Source organism: Escherichia sp. B1147 (genome assembly GCF_001660175.1).
Lineage (GTDB): Bacteria > Pseudomonadota > Gammaproteobacteria > Enterobacterales > Enterobacteriaceae > Escherichia > Escherichia whittamii.
Genome location: NZ_LFHY01000015.1, coordinates 128,787 through 147,374 on the forward strand (window position 1 = coordinate 128,787; position 18,588 = coordinate 147,374).

18 protein-coding genes, 1 other RNA gene and 1 pseudogene are annotated in these 18,588 nt (G+C 50.8%); 6 read left to right on the forward strand and 14 right to left on the reverse strand.

Annotation, left to right across the window (positions count from 1 at the left end; all coding sequences use genetic code 11):
- Positions 1-295 precede the first annotated feature (295 nt).
- From A9180_RS15585 to kbaZ, 12 genes and pseudogenes are all read right to left on the reverse strand, one after another.
- On the reverse strand, positions 296-1,060 hold the full coding sequence (locus A9180_RS15585) for a galactosamine-6-phosphate isomerase (RefSeq protein ID WP_074399588.1): 765 nt from the start codon (positions 1,058-1,060) through the stop codon (positions 296-298).
- Positions 1,061-1,852 (reverse strand): PTS galactosamine transporter subunit IID, encoded by a 792-nt coding sequence (agaD, locus tag A9180_RS15590; protein WP_000534360.1) that lies wholly within the window; start codon positions 1,850-1,852, stop codon positions 1,061-1,063.
- Positions 1,842-2,645, reverse strand: a complete 804-nt coding sequence (agaC, locus tag A9180_RS15595) for a PTS galactosamine transporter subunit IIC (protein WP_064529555.1) — start codon at positions 2,643-2,645, stop codon at positions 1,842-1,844. Before agaC ends, agaD begins: the two co-directional genes overlap by 11 nt.
- A 38-nt stretch (positions 2,646-2,683) precedes the next feature.
- The gene (gene agaB, locus A9180_RS15600; RefSeq protein WP_064529556.1) at positions 2,684-3,160 is read right to left on the reverse strand and encodes a PTS galactosamine transporter subunit IIB; all 477 of its coding nucleotides are present in this window, start codon (positions 3,158-3,160) and stop codon (positions 2,684-2,686) included.
- Positions 3,161-3,327: 167 nt separating this feature from the next.
- Positions 3,328-4,188 carry a tagatose-bisphosphate aldolase subunit KbaY gene (gene kbaY / locus A9180_RS15605; RefSeq protein WP_064529557.1) on the reverse strand — a complete coding sequence of 287 codons (861 nt, stop codon included), beginning with the start codon at positions 4,186-4,188 and terminating at the stop codon, positions 3,328-3,330.
- Positions 4,189-4,200: 12 nt separating this feature from the next.
- Entirely contained in the window at positions 4,201-5,355 is a 1,155-nt protein-coding gene (locus tag A9180_RS15610; RefSeq protein WP_064529558.1) for an AgaS family sugar isomerase, read from the reverse strand.
- 350 nt (positions 5,356-5,705) lie between these two features.
- A pseudogene (locus A9180_RS15615) lies at positions 5,706-6,131 on the reverse strand (amidohydrolase family protein); the annotation flags it as partial.
- 38 nt (positions 6,132-6,169) lie between these two features.
- A complete protein-coding gene (gene agaF / locus A9180_RS15620) occupies positions 6,170-6,604 on the reverse strand; it encodes a PTS galactosamine/N-acetylgalactosamine transporter subunit IIA (RefSeq protein WP_000948829.1) in 435 nt (144 codons plus the stop codon).
- Positions 6,605-6,621: 17 nt separating this feature from the next.
- Complete coding sequence (gene agaE, locus A9180_RS15625) at positions 6,622-7,500, reverse strand: PTS N-acetylgalactosamine transporter subunit IID (protein WP_001298758.1); 879 nt, start codon at positions 7,498-7,500, stop codon at positions 6,622-6,624.
- Positions 7,490-8,269 (reverse strand): PTS N-acetylgalactosamine transporter subunit IIC, encoded by a 780-nt coding sequence (agaW, locus tag A9180_RS15630; RefSeq protein ID WP_000406209.1) that lies wholly within the window; start codon positions 8,267-8,269, stop codon positions 7,490-7,492. Before agaW ends, agaE begins: the two co-directional genes overlap by 11 nt.
- A 10-nt stretch (positions 8,270-8,279) precedes the next feature.
- Positions 8,280-8,753: a PTS N-acetylgalactosamine transporter subunit IIB gene (gene agaV / locus A9180_RS15635; RefSeq protein WP_064529560.1), complete on the reverse strand. Its 474-nt coding sequence runs from the start codon at positions 8,751-8,753 to the stop codon at positions 8,280-8,282.
- A gap of 22 nt (positions 8,754-8,775) precedes the next feature.
- A complete protein-coding gene (gene kbaZ, locus A9180_RS15640; RefSeq protein ID WP_064529561.1) occupies positions 8,776-10,056 on the reverse strand; it encodes a tagatose-bisphosphate aldolase subunit KbaZ in 1,281 nt (426 codons plus the stop codon).
- 248 nt (positions 10,057-10,304) lie between these two features.
- On the opposite strand from kbaZ, the gene agaR reads away from it, so the two are divergent.
- Entirely contained in the window at positions 10,305-11,129 is an 825-nt protein-coding gene (gene agaR, locus A9180_RS15645; RefSeq protein ID WP_064529562.1) for an aga operon transcriptional regulator AgaR, read from the forward strand.
- Positions 11,130-11,191: 62 nt separating this feature from the next.
- Here the strand turns inward: agaR and garD are convergent, their stop codons facing one another.
- Positions 11,192-12,763, reverse strand: coding sequence for a galactarate dehydratase (gene garD / locus A9180_RS15650; RefSeq protein ID WP_064529563.1), 1,572 nt, complete (start codon positions 12,761-12,763; stop codon positions 11,192-11,194).
- A 375-nt stretch (positions 12,764-13,138) separates the two neighbouring features.
- On the opposite strand from garD, the gene garP reads away from it, so the two are divergent.
- From garP to rnpB, 5 genes are all read left to right on the forward strand, one after another.
- Positions 13,139-14,473, forward strand: coding sequence for a galactarate/glucarate/glycerate transporter GarP (gene garP, locus A9180_RS15655; RefSeq protein WP_064529564.1), 1,335 nt, complete (start codon positions 13,139-13,141; stop codon positions 14,471-14,473).
- Between the two features lie 15 nt (positions 14,474-14,488).
- Complete coding sequence (gene garL, locus A9180_RS15660) at positions 14,489-15,259, forward strand: 2-dehydro-3-deoxyglucarate aldolase (protein ID WP_064529565.1); 771 nt, start codon at positions 14,489-14,491, stop codon at positions 15,257-15,259.
- 29 nt (positions 15,260-15,288) lie between these two features.
- Positions 15,289-16,179: a 2-hydroxy-3-oxopropionate reductase gene (garR, locus tag A9180_RS15665; RefSeq protein WP_001303675.1), complete on the forward strand. Its 891-nt coding sequence runs from the start codon at positions 15,289-15,291 to the stop codon at positions 16,177-16,179.
- 96 nt (positions 16,180-16,275) lie between these two features.
- Complete coding sequence (gene garK, locus A9180_RS15670) at positions 16,276-17,421, forward strand: glycerate 2-kinase (RefSeq protein ID WP_064529566.1); 1,146 nt, start codon at positions 16,276-16,278, stop codon at positions 17,419-17,421.
- A 32-nt stretch (positions 17,422-17,453) separates the two neighbouring features.
- Positions 17,454-17,830, forward strand: an RNA gene (gene rnpB / locus A9180_RS15675) — RNase P RNA component class A.
- 370 nt (positions 17,831-18,200) lie between these two features.
- On the opposite strand, the gene tdcR is transcribed toward rnpB, so the two are convergent.
- The gene (gene tdcR / locus A9180_RS15680) at positions 18,201-18,419 is read right to left on the reverse strand and encodes a transcriptional activator TdcR (RefSeq protein WP_064529567.1); all 219 of its coding nucleotides are present in this window, start codon (positions 18,417-18,419) and stop codon (positions 18,201-18,203) included.
- Between the last annotated feature and the right edge of the window lie 169 nt (positions 18,420-18,588).

Here is an 18,588-nt window from a genome sequence, read left to right on the forward strand (position 1 = left end):
GATAATATTTATATTCAAATAATTAATGTTTCTATATTATACATGGAAATTAATGATATTTTTATTCGTGTGTGGCTATATGAATTTGATAATTTGGCTGTTTTTATTGGCGGTTTTCGTTCTGATTATTGAACGACGTAACGTGTTTATCTAATAAATTAAACATTGAACACAATCTCATTTTTTTGAGTGAAATTATGTTAAAGTTAATTAAATGCAAATAATTCAGCTACATAAGTTAAATTTAAGTATTGGTTTTGGCGTGTCAGTCGTTATTTCCTGATAAAGAAAGGGGCTATGCTTTGTTTCTATCTATTAAGCAAATAAAGTTACGATGCAGCCACAAAAACGAAGCAGGAATCGCGGTAGAGACAGTGGCAGTAAGAAAGCGTTTTGTCGCATCCTGCTTTCCTTCGCCAGTTACCAGAAGCAAAACTTCGCGGGCATTGAGAATATCTTTCAGACCTAAGGTGATCCCGCGGGTAACGGGGCGGCCAGCGGTTCTTAACATCTCATGTTGCTGTGTTTTGGCATCAAGTTGGCTGATGTGACAGGCCGGTTGCAGGCTTTCCCCCGGTTCGTTTAGCCCCAGATGACCGTTTTTCCCCAGTCCGAGAACGCACAAATCCAGGCCGCCTTTGCGAGCAATCAGATTCGTCACCCGCTCACACTCTGTCTCGTTAATATCTTCGGAGCGAAAGCTGATGAGCTGGTCTTCGCGTAGCCCCAGCGGTTGCACGATATGCTGCTGAAGGAAGGTTTCGCAGGTACCGGGCATGGTTAAAGGGAGATCCACCCATTCGTCGAGCTTTACGAAGGTGAGTTGGCTGACATCAACGCGCTGCTGGTGGATTTTTTCTACCAGATATCGATACGTCAGTAATGGCGTGGCTCCGGTCGCCAGGCAGATCACGGCATTCGGTTTGTTGCGGATCACGTCCAATAAATATTCGCTGGCGCGTTCACTTAACGCCGTATAGTTTTCAACTTGCTGAAGGATTTGCACAGGAAGAAACTCCTTGAATACAGAGGCACCGTCAAATGCAGTGCCTCGTTTTATTTATAAAATGCCGAAGGCGGAACAAACGATGGAAAGCACAAAAGTCACACCGATTAACAGCACCGGATGCGCTTTTTTCACTCGCAGGAAGTAATACATCAGCAGGGTATAAGCCATCGGCAAAATATTCGGGAAGACTTTATCGAAGAAATCCTGTTGCAGGGCGACGCTGTGGGTACTGTCTATAGCAAACGACGTCACCACGTTAATATGCACATACGAAGCGATCAGCCCGCCAATTACCGTAATCCCGAGTATGGTTGCCGAACGGGCGATCATCTGCGAGTTCTCTCGCACTTTATCGATCGCCTTCACGCCGACCGAATAACCGACGTGGGTCCAGCCGACGCGCAGGAAAAAGATAAGCAGATAAACGGCGAAGAACAGAATCGGCCCCAGCAAATTCCCCTGACTGGCGAATGAAGAACAGATCCCCGCCATAATCGGCAACAAGGTAAACCAGAAAATCGCATCGCCAATCCCGGCGATTGGGCCAAACAGAGCCACTTTCAGACCTTTAATGGTGTCGCGGTTTTCGCCTTTCTCCTCCATCGAAATTAACAATCCCATCAGGAATCCGACCAGATTTGGGTGAGTGTTAATAAATTCGAGGTTATCTTTCATCGCCGCGCTTAAGCCCGGTTTGTCGTCTTTATAAATCTTTTTCAGGAGCGGCAGCATTGCCCAGGTAAAGCCGCCCGCCTGCATCCTTTCGTAGTTAAAGCTCGCTTGTAGCAGCGACGAACGAAAGCCCAGACGGGTGATATCTTTTTTACTGATTTCAGATCCCATTGCTGTAGTCCTCTTCTTCATTTTTACTGGCAACGGGCTGTAGTTGCGCTTGCTGCCGGGATTTCGCATTGAAAAACTCATAAACCGCAAAGCCTGCGCCCAGTACGGCAACCGGCAACAGGTTGCTAACCTGGATGTAGCAAACAAATAGGAAACCGGCGATCAGATAAGGGATATATTGCGCTTTGAACATCACGCGCAGCAGCAAGCCAAAACCGACGGCAGGCAGAATCCCGCCAGCCACTTCAAAGCCGTGGGTCAACCAGGTGGGCATCGCTTTCACCAGCGTCTGCATCGCGCCTTGCGCCAGGTAAGTACAGAGGAAAGCAATCACCGCATACGCTAAAGCGACAATTAGCATCGTTGTCCAGTTAAGTCGGGAAAACGCCGCCGTATCCGCCTCTTTCGCGCATTTATCGGCTTTGGTCATAAATAATGAGAATGCCGAATAGAAGAACAGAATGACGTACTGCATTAACAAACTAAACGGCAGGCCCAGACCAATCGCCGTTTTGGCATCCACACCGGTAGACCACGCAATGACGGTAGTCATCAGGCCTGCCATAATAGGGTTAGGCGGCTGAACGCCACCGGCAGGGGTTAATCCGGCGAAAGCCAGCTCAGTCAGACCACCGGTAATTAAGCCAGTCTGAATATCACCGAGAATAGCGCCAGTAAGGGTACAAACGATTATCGGGCGGAATAAAAATAAGGCTTCCAGCCAAAAATCAATCCCCAGAACGAAAACTAACGCCGCCAGGGATAGCCCCTGAATTAGGGTTATTTCATGCATTTTTATTACCTCAAACCAATATTAAGGCGATTTTAGATTTAGTCAGGGATTTGTTCTTTTTGATCGCCGAGGACGTCCTGAATAAAAACATTTACGCCGCGTTGTTTAATAAAATGTAAGTCCGCGAGATCCTGATCATCGACATAAACTTTACTGCTGATTTGCTTTTTCCCATCCGAGAAATGCATATTGCCGACGTTAACCTCTTTAAGGTCAATGCCACCTTCTACCAATTTACGTACCGTTTGCGGCGTACGGCAAATCAGGAAGATTTTCTGGTGTGGCGCAGCTTTGGCGATGACGTTAATGGTTTTTTCGATAGTAAAGAAACGAATGCCAAAGCCGTAAGTTTCCGCAGTAATGCCCATCAATTTTTGTTGAATATCATCATTAGCGACAACATCGTCCACGACCACCAGCAGGTTCGCGCCAATAGTAGATGTCCAGGTCACGCCAACCTGGCCGTGAACCAGACGGTTATCAATACGGGTTAAGAGAATATTTGGACTGCTCATTGTGTAATCCTCACCATAAAAGTTGAATAATATAATTTTTTTAAATATATTATTGTTGAGACATTGTACTGATGTATTTATTAATGTTTAGTTATCTCCTTTGCCATTAAGGCACAACCCAATATTAATTGGGCAGTGCATTCTGAAAAATCGTATAAAATTAATGATTACGCGGAAATTCGATTCGCTGAACCACAGACATTAATTTTATTTCTGACAACTTCTTTCATGGCGTCCATACCGACGCGCATATAATAACGAGGATCATTACCCTGCGGATTTTCCACAAACCAGGTTTTAACCGCGCCAGCGAAAGCTATTTTTAATTCCGTGGCAACGTTCACTTTTGTTACACCAAGCTCAATAGTGCGGCGGACAAATTCATCAGGAACATCGCTGGCACCATGCAGCACCAGAGGAACATCCACCACTTCACGAATTTCCGCCAGCCGTTGAAAATCAATCTTCGGCGTTTTGCTGTATAACCCGTGCGCCGTTCCAATCGCCACTGCCAGGCTGTCGACGCCGGTTAGTTCAACAAAGCGTCTGGCTTCTTGTGGATCGGTCAGGAACGCGCTTTCGGCGTCAACGCTCATGTCATCTTCCACGCCGCCCAGACGGCCCAGTTCCGCTTCCACGCTGCAATCCTGCGAGTGGCAGAAGTCGACAACCGATTTCACCAGCTTCACATTTTCAGCAAACGGGAAGTGGCTGCCGTCGATCATCGCACTGCGCACACCTGCGTGTACTTTACGGCGAATATCATCGAGTGATTCGTGATGGTCGAGATGTAGCGCCAGCGGCATGTTGTAGGTCGTGGAATAGGCGCTACACAGGGCGTAGATCTCTTCCAGGGCGATATGTTTAAAAGTCCCCGGCGTCCCGGCGAGGATCACCGGCGATCGCATTTCACTGCACACTTCGAGGATCGCCTGGATAGTCTCAGCGTTATGGATGTTAAATGCAGGTACCGCGTAGCCATTGGCCTGGGCGTCCAGTAACAGATATTTGGTGGAGATAATGCTCATTGTGCGATCCTCTTATGCCTGCCACGGGTGAATAACAACGCCTTGCACCACGCGGTTAACCGTGCCGCTGGCGGATGGGGAGTCCGGCGTATTGCCCAGGTGCAGCGACTGCATCAGTGCGAACGTCTGGGCGTACATCAGGAAGCAAAATGCCTGTTCAACGTCGATAAAGTGACGGGACGGCGGCAGGATAATATGTGGGCCAGCGGCGATAACGTCGTTGCTTTCCGCAGCGATGGCGATTACGCGCATTGCCTGGTTGTCACGGCGGAGTTCTGCCAGCAGGTCAAGATCGTACTGACGGGTGTAAGGGTGGCTGGAGACAAACACCACTACCAGCGTTTCGTCGTCGACCAGCGATTTCGGGCCATGACGGAATCCGGTCGGGGAATCATAAAAGGCGGCCAGTTTACCTGCCGTCAGTTCCAGCACTTTCAGCGCCGACTCGCGTGCCGCGCCCTGTAAGCCACCGCTGCCGAGATAAACGATCCGTTTCCACGGCGCGTAACCAAACACACCTTCACTGAAATCGCCCAGCGAGGTCAGGATCGCCTGGCAACGATCCGCCACATCGCGGAAGCTCTGGCTGTTGATCGTCTCAGGTGCGAAAACCGCGAGGCAGCTGGCCATCATGGTAGTAATACTGCTGGTCATCGCAAAGCCGCGATCGTGCGTTTCTGCGGGCATCAGCAGGGCAAACGCGTTGTCGCTGTTGATCGCGTTTTGATAGAGAGCGCCCGCTTCATTGCAGGTGATCGGCAGGTGATAGCACTCTGGTACAAACTGATTCGCCAGTTCCACGGCGGCGACGCTTTCCGGGCTATTGCCGGATCGACCGAAGGAGATCAACAGCAGCGGATGCGCTGGATTCAGGTAGTCCATTGGATTGGTAACCAGATCGGTGGTCGGTACGGCGCTGAAGTTTTTGCCGGTATGGCTGGCGAGCCACGGCGCGATGATGTCACCGATAAATGCCGAGGTTCCGGCGCCGGTCAGGATTACCCGCAGATCCTCTTTGCGCAGTAACGGTTCAAGGAAGTTATTGAGTGCGGAACGTAACGCGTCGATGTTGGTAAGCGAACGGATCCACGCGCGAGGCTGATGACGGATCTCTTCTTCAGTCCATGTGCCGGTGTTCGCGGCAGCAGGGGTGTAATTTTCTGACATAACTCAATCCTTAGTCTGATGAACTTGACGTCTGGCGTGGTAGCTTTCTCTTGCCTTTCGTTTCGTTTCATTTGATGATTTGTTTCGTTGATTAAAATTTATAGAAAAGAAATTGAAAGTTCAATGAAGAAAAAAGAAATAAAACGAAATTTGTGATCGTTGAAAGAAAAGATAAGGGAAGATTAAAGGATTGCGTGATGACGTCGCTATGTGCACCGATTGCCGGATGCGGCGTACCGTAGGTCGGATAAGACGCGTTAGCGTCGCATCCGACACCGCTGCACAGATCAAAACGAAAGAAAAAGAAAGGCCTTACGGGGGAAGTGAAGGCCCAATAAAGGAGCAAACCATCAAAACGAAGCTAATTGACCCTGAACCCAAACTTGTTGCACATGTAGCCCACTATCCAGCGCCAGCACGCTGGCGCGTTTCCCCGCTTTAAGCGAGCCTAAAACATCATCTATCCCCAGCATTCGCGCCGGATGCAGCGATGCCATATGAATCGCCTCTTCTGGCAAAACGCCCGTCAGCTCGACCATATTACGCACCGCCGCATCGACAGACAGCGTACTGCCCGCCAGCCCGTCAGATGCGGTACGCACAATACCGCCGTGCATCTGCACTTCTTCACCACATAACGTATAGCGACCATCCGGCATCCCGGCAGCCTGCATAGCGTCAGTTATCAGCACGATTCTCTCTTTTGCACAGCAACAACACAGCGACATCGCCGCCGGATGAACATGATGACCATCGGCTATCAGTTCCAGCCAGCCCTCTTCGGTCAGCAGCCTTCTGGCGCGCAGAACTTGCGTCATATTCCTTCCTCGACCGGGCATTCTTCATGGCAGCGGCCCAGCTCGTCCACCAGACTGGTCAGCCCGCGATGCCCGCACTCCAGCGCCTGCACACGGAATTCTTCGCTACTCAACCCTTCGCGCTCCAGCACCATCTCCAGTAACAGTTGCAAATTAGTCCCCGTGATCACTTCACAGCCCGGTTTTTGCATTGCCAGCGTTGAGGCCACGCGAAACGGTGTACCGCCCAGCAAATCCGTCAGAAAAACAATGCCGTCTTCACAATCCAGTTGGGCGATGGCCTCTTCAAGCTGCGATGTAAGCAGTGCGGTGCTTGAGGTTTCTGGAAAATCGATGGCGATAAACTGCGATTGCTCACCGAGGATTTGCTTCATTGCTTTTTCCATGCCGCTGGCAAATCCGCCATGCCCTGTCAAAATAATACTTAACATCTAATACCTCATTGTATTTAAAGGAAATGGCAAAATTTACCGACGATGCCGAGAACCACGGTCACCGCAATCAGGCGCAGCGGACTCCAGCCGCGACGAACTAACCAGAACATGGTCAGGGTATAGACCAGCGGTAAGAAGGCAGGCATCAGTTTGTCGATAACGTCAGTCTGTAGCTTAACCACTGCGTCGCCCGCCGTGATTTCCAGCGTGGTGCTTAAGCGAACATAGGTTGCCACCAGCGCGCCGATCACCGTCATCCCAACGATAGACGCAGCATGACCGACTTTTTTGGTATTCGCTTTAATCAACGGAATTGCTGCGACGCCCATTCGATACGCGTAATGCGCAAGACCAAAACGCAAACCGAGATGCACCACGTTGAACAAAACAATAAATACGACTGCGCCGAGAATAGAGCCTTGCAGCGCCAGGCTTGCGCCAATCCCGCCACAAATCGGCAGCAGCGTCAGCCAGAACATCGCATCGCCAATCCCGCCGAGCGGCGCACCAACGGCAATCTTGGTGCTCTGAATACTGTTCACGTCCTGTTTTGAGCGTTCCATCGCGAGGATAATGCCAATAACAAACGTCACCAGAAACGGATGGGTATTGAAGAAGCCCATATGGCCTTTCATGGCGCGCGCCAGGTCGCGTTTATTGGTATGGATCTTTTTCAGTGCAGGCAGCAGACCGTACAGCCAGCCGGAAGCCTGCATACGTTCGTAGTTGAAAGAAGCCTGTAACAGCATGGAACGCCAGGCGACGCGGTTGATATCTTTTTTCGTCAGCTCTGCGCCAATGCTCTGATCTTCATATACGTTTTCATTGACGCCCGTCAGCAATGTTTCTTCGTTTTCACTGACGTTCGGCAGGGTCGTTTGATTAGATGCCATCTTCAAATTCCTCTTTCTGTGCCGCAGGTTGAGTCGGTTCAGGAGATTTACGCAGCAGGTCGATCAGCGCCATCGCCAGCGCGGCGGCAGCAATAGCCAGCACCGGCAGCTTGAGCCAGGCGGCGGCAACGAAACCCAGGATGAAGTAGGGGATGTAGACGTTTTTCATCATGATTTTCAGCAGCACGGCAAAACCGATTGCTGGCATGATGCCGCCCGCGACGCCGAGGCCGTCGATTAACCGTTGCGGCAGGACATCAATGATGGTTTTTGCATGTTCCGCGCCGAAGTAGATAGGCAGGAAAGCGCAGAGAAAATAGAAGATGCCGAGCGCCAACAGCGCCAGATAGTTCACGCGCTCAATGCCGCGCGTATCGGCGTTCTCCGCCATTCGATCGCATCGCGACATCACGCCAGACATCACTGAGAACAGGAACGTAATCCCCATCTGTACCGCAACCGCGAAAGGTACGGCGACGCCGACCGCGACATCGGGTTTCACACCGGTGGTAATAGCAAACGCCGTGCCGACGATAGTACCGATAATCACGTTAGGCGGCTGTGCGCCCGCCAGCGGAGCCAGTCCCATCCACACCAGTTCCAGAGTACCGCCGGTTAAAATACCAGTATGCAAATCGCCAAGTACCAGCCCAACCAACGGGCCGAGAACGACCGGGCGGTGCATATGAGTTAAGCCGTTAAACATATCCAGGCCAGCGATAAAGGCGATAATGCCCAACGCGAATGCCTGCAACAGACTGATTTCCATGATGAATCCCTCAAAGTAATTTAAAGAGGTCCACAGCAGGTTCTGTCGGGACGCCCTGAACGAAGCATTCCACCCCAGCGGCTTTCAGGTCGTTAAATGCTGCGATATCGCCTGCATCTACAGAAACTGTTTTGGCGATTTGCTTTTTGCCATTGGCGTAGTGCATATTGCCAACGTTAATGCGGCTAACCGGGACGCCACCTTTAACCAGCGTCAGGAAATCGGCCGGTGTTTTACAAACCAGCAGGATTTTCTGCCGATCGGCGGCGCGGTGGATGTTGTCGATGACTTTTTGCAGCGACCAGAAACGTACGGCGATCCCTTCTGCCAGCACCATTTCCATCAGGTTTTGTTGTACTGGATCTTCGGCAACTTCATCATTGGCTACCAGCACCAGATTTGCCCCCGCAAATCCGACCCACTGAACGCCGACCTGACCGTGAATCAAGCGTTCATCAATCCGGCTTAAAACAATATTTGGCATAGCGTGTTCCTCTTTGTTTTGGTTATTGGCCTTCACAGGCTGCGTGGTACTGCGCCAGGATGTCCTGAATGTGGTTGATAATTAACGCCCGTGGCGTGGGCTGTAACTCACCGGAGCGAACTTTCACGTACTGCAATGGCAGATACTGGCTGATGAGCGGCAGCGGAATTGGCGCGTCCGCCAGGTTCCGGACCAGATGGGCGAAAGCGTCATCAATCTGGCTGTCCGGCCAGTAGTAGCGCACGCGATCCGAGTAGCTGTAACCACGTGCCAGGCGCCGCGCGTTGCCGTCACCGTGGTAGTGGCTTTGCCAGTATTCCGGGCGGTCGAGCATCACGTTTTCCAGTACCTGACGTAGACCGGAACAGGCTTTCGCTGGCACCAGTTCTTCTTCAATCGCAGCCAGAGAGAACAGGGCTTCACGCAGGGCGAAGGTCAGCGCTGGGCCGACTTTCAGAATGGCAAAGTGGTCAATAACCAACTGACGTAACGATTGCGGCGTTTGATAATCCGTAGAGTGGGCTTCGAAAATCAGCGTTTCGTAGCTTTCGACCATCTGGCTTAAGGCGGTCGCTTTGGCGGGCTGATAATCAATAACGTTGGTGTGATCGAATTCGACGCCGGGTTGTACCACCAGGGCAATGATGCGCGGCCAGATGGCATTCAGCCCTTGTTTTTCAAAGGCGTGACGATGGGCTTCCAGCGTGGCGCGGGCGGCATCGGGCGTGGTAACCGCCAGTTCGCTTAAGGTTTCATGTGCGCCGCCAGGCACCGGAACTTCGGTGCCAATGACATACACCAGATCGGCCTCGCCAAAATGTTCACGACAGGTTTCTTCCGCCACTTTCGCCAGGCGGGTGGCGCGTTCGGCAACAATGCCATCGGTTAAGGGAACCGGATCGTCCTGACAGGACATGCTGCAATCGAGATGTATTTTTTTGAATCCCGCAGCGACGTAGCTTTTAATCAAATCATCAGCATTGGCCATCGCCTGAACGGCAGGCAGGTTTTGCCAGCGGTTTGGCCCCAGATGGTCGCCACCCAGAATCAACGCGTCCTGCGGGAAATTCAACGAGTCGGCAAGCCGGCAAACAAAGCCGCGAAAATCGGCGGGCGTCATTCCGGTATAACCGCCGAACTGGTCCACCTGATTGGACGTTGCTTCAATCAATAATGGCGTTTGGTTAGCGCAGGCGTAGCGGATTGCGGCTTCCAGCACCAGCGGATGCGCGGAACAAACGGCATAAATCCCATTTGTTTTGCCCTCTTTGTGCTGTCTCACCATTTCTGTCAGATGTTTCACTTTCCTCTCCAGTTCAGATTACTGCAACTTTAATCTTTCGTTTTGTTTCAATTGATACTGCGGCATGGTGAGATAAAAATAAAACGAAAGATAATGGTTTTCTGATCTGATTCACAAAAGAAACATAATGAAAGGTTCTGGAGCGAGAGTAGCTTGCGGCAGGGGGCAATGTGGGCTTGCATTTGCTTAATAGAAAGGCGTTAATAGGCAAAACGAAATGAAACGAAAGTTTTACGAAAGGACTTACTATGAGTAATACCGACGCTTCAGGCGAGAAGCGAGTGACAGGCACCAGTGAGCGACGAGAGCAGATCATTCAACGCCTGCGCCAACAAGGAAGTGTGCAAGTTAATGATCTATCGGCATTATATGGTGTATCTACTGTGACCATCCGCAACGATCTGGCGTTTCTTGAAAAACAGGGGATCGCTGTGCGTGCCTATGGTGGCGCATTGATCTGCGATAGTACGACGCCGTCAGTCGAACCATCGGTGGAAGATAAAAGTGCGCTCAACACGGCGATGAAACGCAGCGTTGCGAAAGCTGCCGTTGAGTTGATTCAGCCGGGGCATCGCGTGATCCTCGACTCCGGAACCACCACCTTTGAGATTGCCCGTCTGATGCGCAAGCACACCGACGTGATTGCAATGACCAACGGTATGAACGTGGCCAATGCCTTGCTGGAAGCGGAAGGCGTTGAACTCCTGATGACCGGCGGACATCTGCGCCGCCAGTCGCAATCTTTTTACGGCGATCAGGCTGAACAATCGCTGCAAAATTACCACTTCGACATGCTGTTTCTCGGTGTAGATGCTATTGATCTGGAGCGCGGCGTCAGCACGCATAATGAAGATGAAGCTCGTTTAAATCGTCGGATGTGCGAAGTTGCGGAGCGGATCATCGTGGTCACTGATTCCAGTAAGTTTAATCGATCCAGCTTGCATAAGATCATTGATACTCAGCGGATCGACATGATCATTGTCGATGAAGGCATTCCTGCGGATAGCCTGGAGGGGCTGCGAAAGGCTGGGGTTGAAGTGATTCTGGTCGGGGAGCACGCGTCTTCGCTGTGATTCACTATGCCCGATAAACAAGCGTTATCGGGCATAGTACAACTTGAAGTATGACGAGTATATCAAGTCACCGGTGCCGGGTTAAACACCGCCAGCTGGTTATGCAGCCCCCACTGATCCGAGAATGTCTTCTTCTTCCCGCTGGCGACGTCGAGAATAAAGTGGAACAGCTTCCAGCCCACATCCTCAATCGTCTCTTCGCCAGTGGCAATAGTGCCTGCGTTGATATCCATTAAGTCGTACCAGCGATTCGCCAGTTCGGTACGCGTCGCCATCTTAATGACCGGTACCGCCATCAGGCCATACGGCGTTCCGCGCCCTGTCGTAAACACTTGCACGGTAATACCTGAAGCCACCTGTTGCGTGCCACAGACAAAATCGCTGGCTGGCGTCGCGGCGTAAATTAATCCACGTTTTGTTGGGCGTTGGCCGGGTGACAATACTTCAACAATTGCGCTTTTGCCTGATTTCGCAATGGAGCCGAGCGCTTTTTCCACCACATTTGCCAGACCGCCTTTTTTATTGCCGGGAGAAGGGTTGGCGCTACGGTCGGTTTTCCCCATATTGAGATAGTTATCGTACCACTCCATTTCTTCCAGCAGTCGTTTGCCGACCTCTTCGTTAACGGCGCGCGGTGTTAGCAGATGAATTGCGTCACGCACTTCCGTTACTTCCGAGAACATCACCGTTGCACCGCAGCGCACCAGTAGATCCGACGCATATCCAACTGCCGGGTTTGCCGTTACGCCAGAAAATGCATCGCTGCCGCCGCATTGCATGCCGACAACCAGTTCTGAAGCCGGACAGGTTTCTCGCTGACGTTGATTCAGTTTTTTTAGATGGCGTTCGGCGACCTGCAAAATATCCTCGACCATTGATTGAAAGCCGACATGTTTTTCATCCTGCAAGCTGACAACGCTGGCGCTTTCTACAGGAATAGCTTGCACATCATCCGTTCCAGTCAGTAAACGTTCAGGCTGTAACTTTTCACAGCCCAGGCCAATCACCATCACCTCGCCGCCAAAATTCGGATTGAGCGAAATATTGTGAATGGTACGTATTGGCACCACAGCCGCCGGTGCATTAATCGCCACGCCACAACCGTACAGGTGATTCAGCCCCACTACGCCATCGACGTTCGGGTATCTCGGTAGCAGGTCGCGCTCAATGATTTTTACTACGTAATCCACCACGCCTGCCACACAGTGGACGCTGGTGGTAATGCCGAGCAGGTTTTTGGTACCCACACTGCCATCGGCATTGCGATAGCCTTCAAAGGTATAACCTTCCAGCGGCGGTAAGGGGGCCGGGACTTTGGTTGCCAGGGGCAGAGTATGTAACGGCGGTGCTTCCGGCAGTACTACCATTGATTCGTCGATCCAGCTTCCGCGAGGGATCGCGCGCACGGCGTAACCAATCACTTCGCCATAACGGATAATTTCACCATCAGCAGGGATGTCCACCAATGCAACTTTATGCCCCTGGGGAATATGTTCAATTAATTCCAGTCCGTCCGGAAAACGCGTTCCTGCTTTCAGGCCATTATCATTAACAATAATTGCCACATTATCTGTGTTGTGTACTTTTATATAAAACGCAGTCGGCGTTTCTTGTCTGATTTCGATGTTGGCCATTGTGCAATATTCTCCAGCCAGGGGGATATAAAAATGAGAACTCAATCTCATTTAAAAATAAATGACTTCATTGGGTGAAATAAGAATGTCAGGAGTTTAAATGCAGAAATGTGATCAATGTCAATCATTTCAGGGATTGCAATGCCGCCCGGCAAGGCAAAGCGCAAATCTGTGCTTTAGCGCGCAGCCTTATGTGCATATGCTCAAAATAATATTTAAATTGAATTAATTAAATTAGCATTTGCACAATGATTATTATTCTCGCGCTGCTTATACTGATTCCCGAGTTCATTGTCATTACGGCATAAATGAAACTCATAAATAATACCTTCCGCATAATAATAAAAATCAGCATAAGTACCCGAGGTTAATAAAATGATTCTGGACACCGTTGACGAAAAAAAGAAAGGCGTGCATACCCGCTATTTAATATTACTGATTATTTTTATTGTTACCGCCGTTAACTACGCCGATCGTGCAACGCTGTCGATTGCTGGTACTGAAGTGGCAAAAGAGTTGCAATTGAGTGCGGTTTCGATGGGGTACATCTTCTCCGCTTTTGGCTGGGCCTACCTGCTGATGCAAATCCCCGGCGGCTGGCTGCTTGATAAGTTTGGCTCGAAGAAAGTTTACACATACAGCCTCTTTTTCTGGTCGCTGTTCACCTTCCTGCAAGGCTTTGTCGATATGTTTCCGCTGGCCTGGGCAGGGATCTCCATGTTCTTTATGCGCTTTATGCTAGGGTTCTCGGAAGCGCCGTCATTCCCGGCAAACGCCCGTATTGTCGCTGCCTGGTTCCCGACGAAAGAACGTGGCACAGCCTCCGCCATCTTTAACTCGGCGCAATATTTCTCGCTGGCGCTCTTTTCGCCGCTGCTTGGCTGGCTGACGTTCGCCTGGGGCTGGGAGCATGTCTTTACCGTTATGGGGGTGATTGGTTTTGTGCTGACGGCGCTGTGGATCAAGTTGATTCATAACCCGACAGACCATCCACGCATGTCAGCGGAAGAGCTGAAGTTTATCTCGGAAAATGGCGCGGTGGTTGATATGGACCACAAAAAGCCGGGCAGTGCGGTGGCAAGCGGTCCCAAACTGCATTACATCAAGCAATTGCTCTCCAGCCGCATGATGCTGGGTGTATTTTTCGGACAATATTTTATCAACACCATCACCTGGTTCTTCCTTACCTGGTTCCCGATTTATCTGGTACAGGAAAAAGGCATGTCGATTCTGAAAGTGGGCCTGGTCGCCTCGATTCCGGCACTGTGTGGTTTTGCTGGCGGCGTGCTCGGTGGTGTCTTCTCGGATTATCTGATCAAACGCGGTTTGTCACTGACCCTGGCACGTAAGTTACCGATTGTGCTCGGAATGTTGCTGGCTTCCACCATCATCTTATGTAACTACACCAACAACACCACGCTGGTGGTCATGCTGATGGCGCTGGCCTTCTTTGGCAAAGGATTTGGCGCGCTGGGCTGGCCGGTGATTTCTGACACTGCGCCGAAAGAGATTGTTGGCCTCTGCGGCGGCGTATTTAACGTCTTTGGCAATGTTGCCTCCATTGTCACTCCACTGGTGATTGGCTACCTGGTAAGTGAACTGCACTCCTTCAATGCGGCACTGGTCTTCGTGGGATGTTCGGCGCTGATGGCGATGGTCTGCTACCTCTTCGTGGTTGGCGACATTAAACGTATGGAATTGCAGAAATAAGCAAAGGTATAAGCGATGAATAACGATATTTTCCCCAATAAGTTCAAAGCCGCTTTGGCCGCGAAACAGGTACAAATTGGTTGCTGGTCAGCACTCTCTAACCCGATTAGCACTGAAGTTCTTGGTTTGGCTGGGTTTGACTGGCTGGTGCTGGATGGCGAACATGCGCCAAACGATATTTCCACGTTCATTCCGCAGTTAATGGCCCTGAAAGGCAGCTCCAGTGCGCCAGTGGTGCGAGTGCCGACCAACGAGCCTGTGATTATTAAGCGTCTTCTGGATATCGGTTTCTATAACTTCCTGATCCCGTTTGTCGAAACAGAAGAGGAAGCGGTGCAGGCGGTGGCATCTACTCGTTATCCACCAGAAGGTATTCGCGGCGTCTCCGTTTCTCACCGTGCCAATATGTTTGGCACCGTGGCGGATTATTTCGCTCAGTCGAACAAGAACATCACGATTCTGGTCCAGATTGAAAGTCAGCAGGGCGTAGATAACGTCGATGCCATTGCCGCTACCGAAGGCGTAGACGGCATCTTCGTCGGCCCCAGCGATCTGGCTGCGGCATTAGGCCATCTCGGCAATGCCTCGCACCCGGATGTACAAAAAGCGATTCAGCATATTTTTAACCGTGCCAAAGCGCACGGCAAACCCAGCGGTATCCTCGCACCGGTCGAAGCCGATGCGCGTCGTTATCTGGAATGGGGCGCTACGTTTGTGGCCGTTGGTAGCGATCTCGGCGTGTTCCGCTCTGCCACCCAGAAACTGGCCGATACCTTTAAAAAATAACCACCACCGCAACAAGAGAGATGATTGATATGACTATGAAAGTTGGTTTTATTGGCCTGGGGATTATGGGTAAACCAATGAGTAAAAACCTTCTGAAAGCAGGTTACTCGCTGGTGGTTGCTGACCGTAACCCAGAAGCTATTGCTGACGTGATTGCTGCAGGTGCAGAAACAGCTTCTACGGCTAAAGCGATCGCTGAACAGTGCGACGTCATCATCACCATGCTGCCAAACTCTCCTCATGTGAAAGAGGTGGCGCTGGGTGAAAATGGCATTATTGAAGGCGCGAAGCCAGGCACGGTATTGATCGATATGAGTTCTATCGCACCGTTGGCAAGCCGTGAAATCAGCGAAGCGCTGAAAGCGAAAGGCATTGATATGCTGGATGCTCCGGTTAGCGGTGGTGAGCCGAAAGCGATTGATGGCACTCTGTCAGTGATGGTGGGTGGCGATAAGGCTATTTTCGACAAATACTATGACTTAATGAAAGCGATGGCGGGGTCTGTGGTACATACCGGGGAGATCGGCGCAGGCAATGTCACCAAACTGGCAAATCAGGTCATTGTGGCGCTGAATATTGCCGCGATGTCAGAAGCGTTGACGCTGGCAACCAAAGCGGGCGTTAACCCGGATCTGGTTTATCAGGCAATTCGTGGTGGACTGGCGGGCAGTACCGTACTGGACGCGAAAGCACCAATGGTGATGGACCGCAACTTCAAGCCAGGTTTCCGTATTGATCTGCATATTAAGGATCTGGCAAATGCACTGGATACCTCCCACGGCGTTGGCGCGCAACTGCCGCTGACGGCTGCAGTTATGGAGATGATGCAAGCGCTGCGTGCCGATGGTCTGGGAACAGCAGACCATAGCGCTCTTGCGTGCTACTACGAAAAACTGGCGAAAGTCGAAGTTACTCGCTAATGACGTCGTGCCCGGATGGCTTATTGCTATCCGGGCCTGGAATCCAGGCCGAATAAGAGAAACGCCCCCCGGCGTCATGTGGTAACAGGCAAAGGTATGAAAATCGTAATCGCCCCAGACTCTTATAAAGAAAGTTTATCAGCCAGCGAGGTTGCGCAGGCGATAGAAAAAGGATTTCGGGAAATTTTTCCTGATGCACAGTACGTTTCTGTTCCTGTTGCCGACGGTGGCGAAGGAACGGTGGAAGCAATGATTGCTGCCACCCAGGGGGCTGAACGTCACGCCCTGGTCACAGGGCCGCTGGGCGAGAAAGTGAATGCCAGTTGGGGGATCTCCGGCGACGGCAAAACTGCGTTTATCGAAATGGCGGCGGCCAGTGGGCTGGCGCTGGTGCCACCGGAAAAGCGTGATCCGCTGGTAACCACTTCACGCGGTACAGGGGAGTTAATCCTGCAGGCGCTGGAGAGCGGTGCAACAAGTATCATTATCGGTATTGGTGGCAGCGCCACCAACGATGGCGGTGCAGGGATGATGCAGGCGCTGGGAGCGAAGTTAAGCGATGCCAATGGCAATGAAATCGGCTTTGGTGGCGGCAGTCTTAATACTCTGAATACCATTGATATCACTGGACTCGATCCACGTTTAAAGAATTGTACGATTCGCGTCGCCTGCGATGTCACCAATCCGCTGGTGGGCGACAGTGGCGCTTCGCGGATCTTTGGCCCGCAAAAAGGGGCGAATGAAGCCACGATTGCCGAGCTGGACAAGAATCTCTCTCACTATGCTGATGTCATCAAAAAATCGCTGCATGTTGATGTGAAAGACGTCCCCGGCGCAGGTGCGGCGGGCGGAATGGGCGCGGCGCTGATGGCTTTTCTCGGCGCAGAGCTAAAGAGCGGCATTGAGATTGTGACTACGGCGCTCAATCTGGAAGAACATATTCATGATTGCACGCTGGTTATCACCGGAGAAGGGCGCATTGATAGCCAGAGCATCCATGGCAAAGTACCGATTGGGGTGGCTAATGTGGCGAAGAAATACAATAAACCGGTAATTGGTATTGCGGGTAGCCTTACGAAGGATGTCGGCGTTGTGCACCAGCATGGTATCGATGCCGTATTCAGCGTGTTAAACAGTATTGTTACGCTGGATGAAGCTTTCCGCGGGGCTTATGACAATATTTACCGGGCTTCGCGCAATATTGCTGCAACACTGGCGATTGGAATGCGCAACTCGGGGTGACAAGGGCGTGTAAACCCTCTATACTGCGCGCCGAAGCTGACCAGACAGTCGCCGCTTCGTCGTCGTCCTCTTCGGGGGAGACGGGCGGAGGGGAGGAAAGTCCGGGCTCCATAGGGCAGGGTGCCAGGTAACGCCTGGGGGGGAAACCCACGACCAGTGCAACAGAGAGCAAACCGCCGATGGCCCACGCGAGTGGGATCAGGTAAGGGTGAAAGGGTGCGGTAAGAGCGCACCGCGCGGCTGGTAACAGTCCGTGGCACGGTAAACTCCACCCGGAGCAAGGCCAAATAGGGGTTCATAAGGTACGGCCCGTACTGAACCCGGGTAGGCTGCTTGAGCCAGTGAGCGATTGCTGGCCTAGATGAATGACTGTCCACGACAGAACCCGGCTTATCGGTCAGTTTCACCTGATTTAACAGAAACCTGCCAGTGCAAACTGGCAGGTTTTTGCTTTTGGAGCGAGCAGTAAGATGAATGACTGTCCACGACGCTATACCCAAAAGAAAGCGGCTTATCGGTCAGTTTCACCTGATTTAACGAAAACCCACCAGTGCAAACTGGCAGGTTTTTGCTTTTGGAGCGAGCGGTAAGATGAATGACTGTCCACGACGCTATACCCAAAAGAAAGCGGCTTATCGGTCAGTTTCCTTTTTTCAGTATAAATACTCTTTTTTCGTCACCCTTGTTTTCTCCCCAGATTACTTACCTTCAAATATGAATTATTAGTTTTGTGATCATCAACACAAAATGCTATCCGTGCATTATGAGGCCAGCAGAAATCATGGGAAACGATTGCATTCACAAAATGACGTCCTGTTATGATGGTAAAAATTGACGTTAATCAATTGTTCGAGATGATCAATATCTGTATTCGATTTTTTAAAATATTGATAAAATAAATGTTTTGCAACCAACAAACTCCGCGAAAAAATGTGACGCGGCGCATTTTTTACCTGTAAATATGATTTGTTTATAATAAAATTTGATAACTTGCTCATTAAATTTAACTTAAAATTCGCCTGAGAAATACACGATATTTGCTTGAAATATCGTCGCAGGACATTTTTTAATAAGCCATATAAAGCGTGTTGTTATCGCCATAAAATATGGTTATCCCCCCCTTTGTTTTTTGATAAAAGTCAGGCTTTACGCTGATTTTATTATGTT

Excerpts from the sequence above, each read along its gene's own strand:
- agaD (WP_000534360.1), bottom strand. The coding sequence starts at position 1,852 with ATGGGATCTGAAATCAGTAAAAAAGATATCACCCGTCTGGGCTTTCGT.
- agaC (WP_064529555.1), bottom strand. The coding sequence starts at position 2,645 with ATGCATGAAATAACCCTAATTCAGGGGCTATCCCTGGCGGCGTTAGTT.
- agaB (WP_064529556.1), bottom strand. The coding sequence starts at position 3,160 with ATGAGCAGTCCAAATATTCTCTTAACCCGTATTGATAACCGTCTGGTT.
- kbaY (WP_064529557.1), bottom strand. The coding sequence starts at position 4,188 with ATGAGCATTATCTCCACCAAATATCTGTTACTGGACGCCCAGGCCAAT.
- A9180_RS15610 (WP_064529558.1), bottom strand. The coding sequence starts at position 5,355 with ATGTCAGAAAATTACACCCCTGCTGCCGCGAACACCGGCACATGGACT.
- agaF (WP_000948829.1), bottom strand. The coding sequence starts at position 6,604 with ATGTTAAGTATTATTTTGACAGGGCATGGCGGATTTGCCAGCGGCATG.
- agaE (WP_001298758.1), bottom strand. The coding sequence starts at position 7,500 with ATGGCATCTAATCAAACGACCCTGCCGAACGTCAGTGAAAACGAAGAA.
- agaW (WP_000406209.1), bottom strand. The coding sequence starts at position 8,269 with ATGGAAATCAGTCTGTTGCAGGCATTCGCGTTGGGCATTATCGCCTTT.
- agaV (WP_064529560.1), bottom strand. The coding sequence starts at position 8,753 with ATGCCAAATATTGTTTTAAGCCGGATTGATGAACGCTTGATTCACGGT.
- agaR (WP_064529562.1), top strand. The coding sequence starts at position 10,305 with ATGAGTAATACCGACGCTTCAGGCGAGAAGCGAGTGACAGGCACCAGT.
- garD (WP_064529563.1), bottom strand. The coding sequence starts at position 12,763 with ATGGCCAACATCGAAATCAGACAAGAAACGCCGACTGCGTTTTATATA.
- garP (WP_064529564.1), top strand. The coding sequence starts at position 13,139 with ATGATTCTGGACACCGTTGACGAAAAAAAGAAAGGCGTGCATACCCGC.
- garL (WP_064529565.1), top strand. The coding sequence starts at position 14,489 with ATGAATAACGATATTTTCCCCAATAAGTTCAAAGCCGCTTTGGCCGCG.
- garR (WP_001303675.1), top strand. The coding sequence starts at position 15,289 with ATGACTATGAAAGTTGGTTTTATTGGCCTGGGGATTATGGGTAAACCA.
- garK (WP_064529566.1), top strand. The coding sequence starts at position 16,276 with ATGAAAATCGTAATCGCCCCAGACTCTTATAAAGAAAGTTTATCAGCC.
- tdcR (WP_064529567.1), bottom strand. The coding sequence starts at position 18,419 with ATGAGCAAGTTATCAAATTTTATTATAAACAAATCATATTTACAGGTA.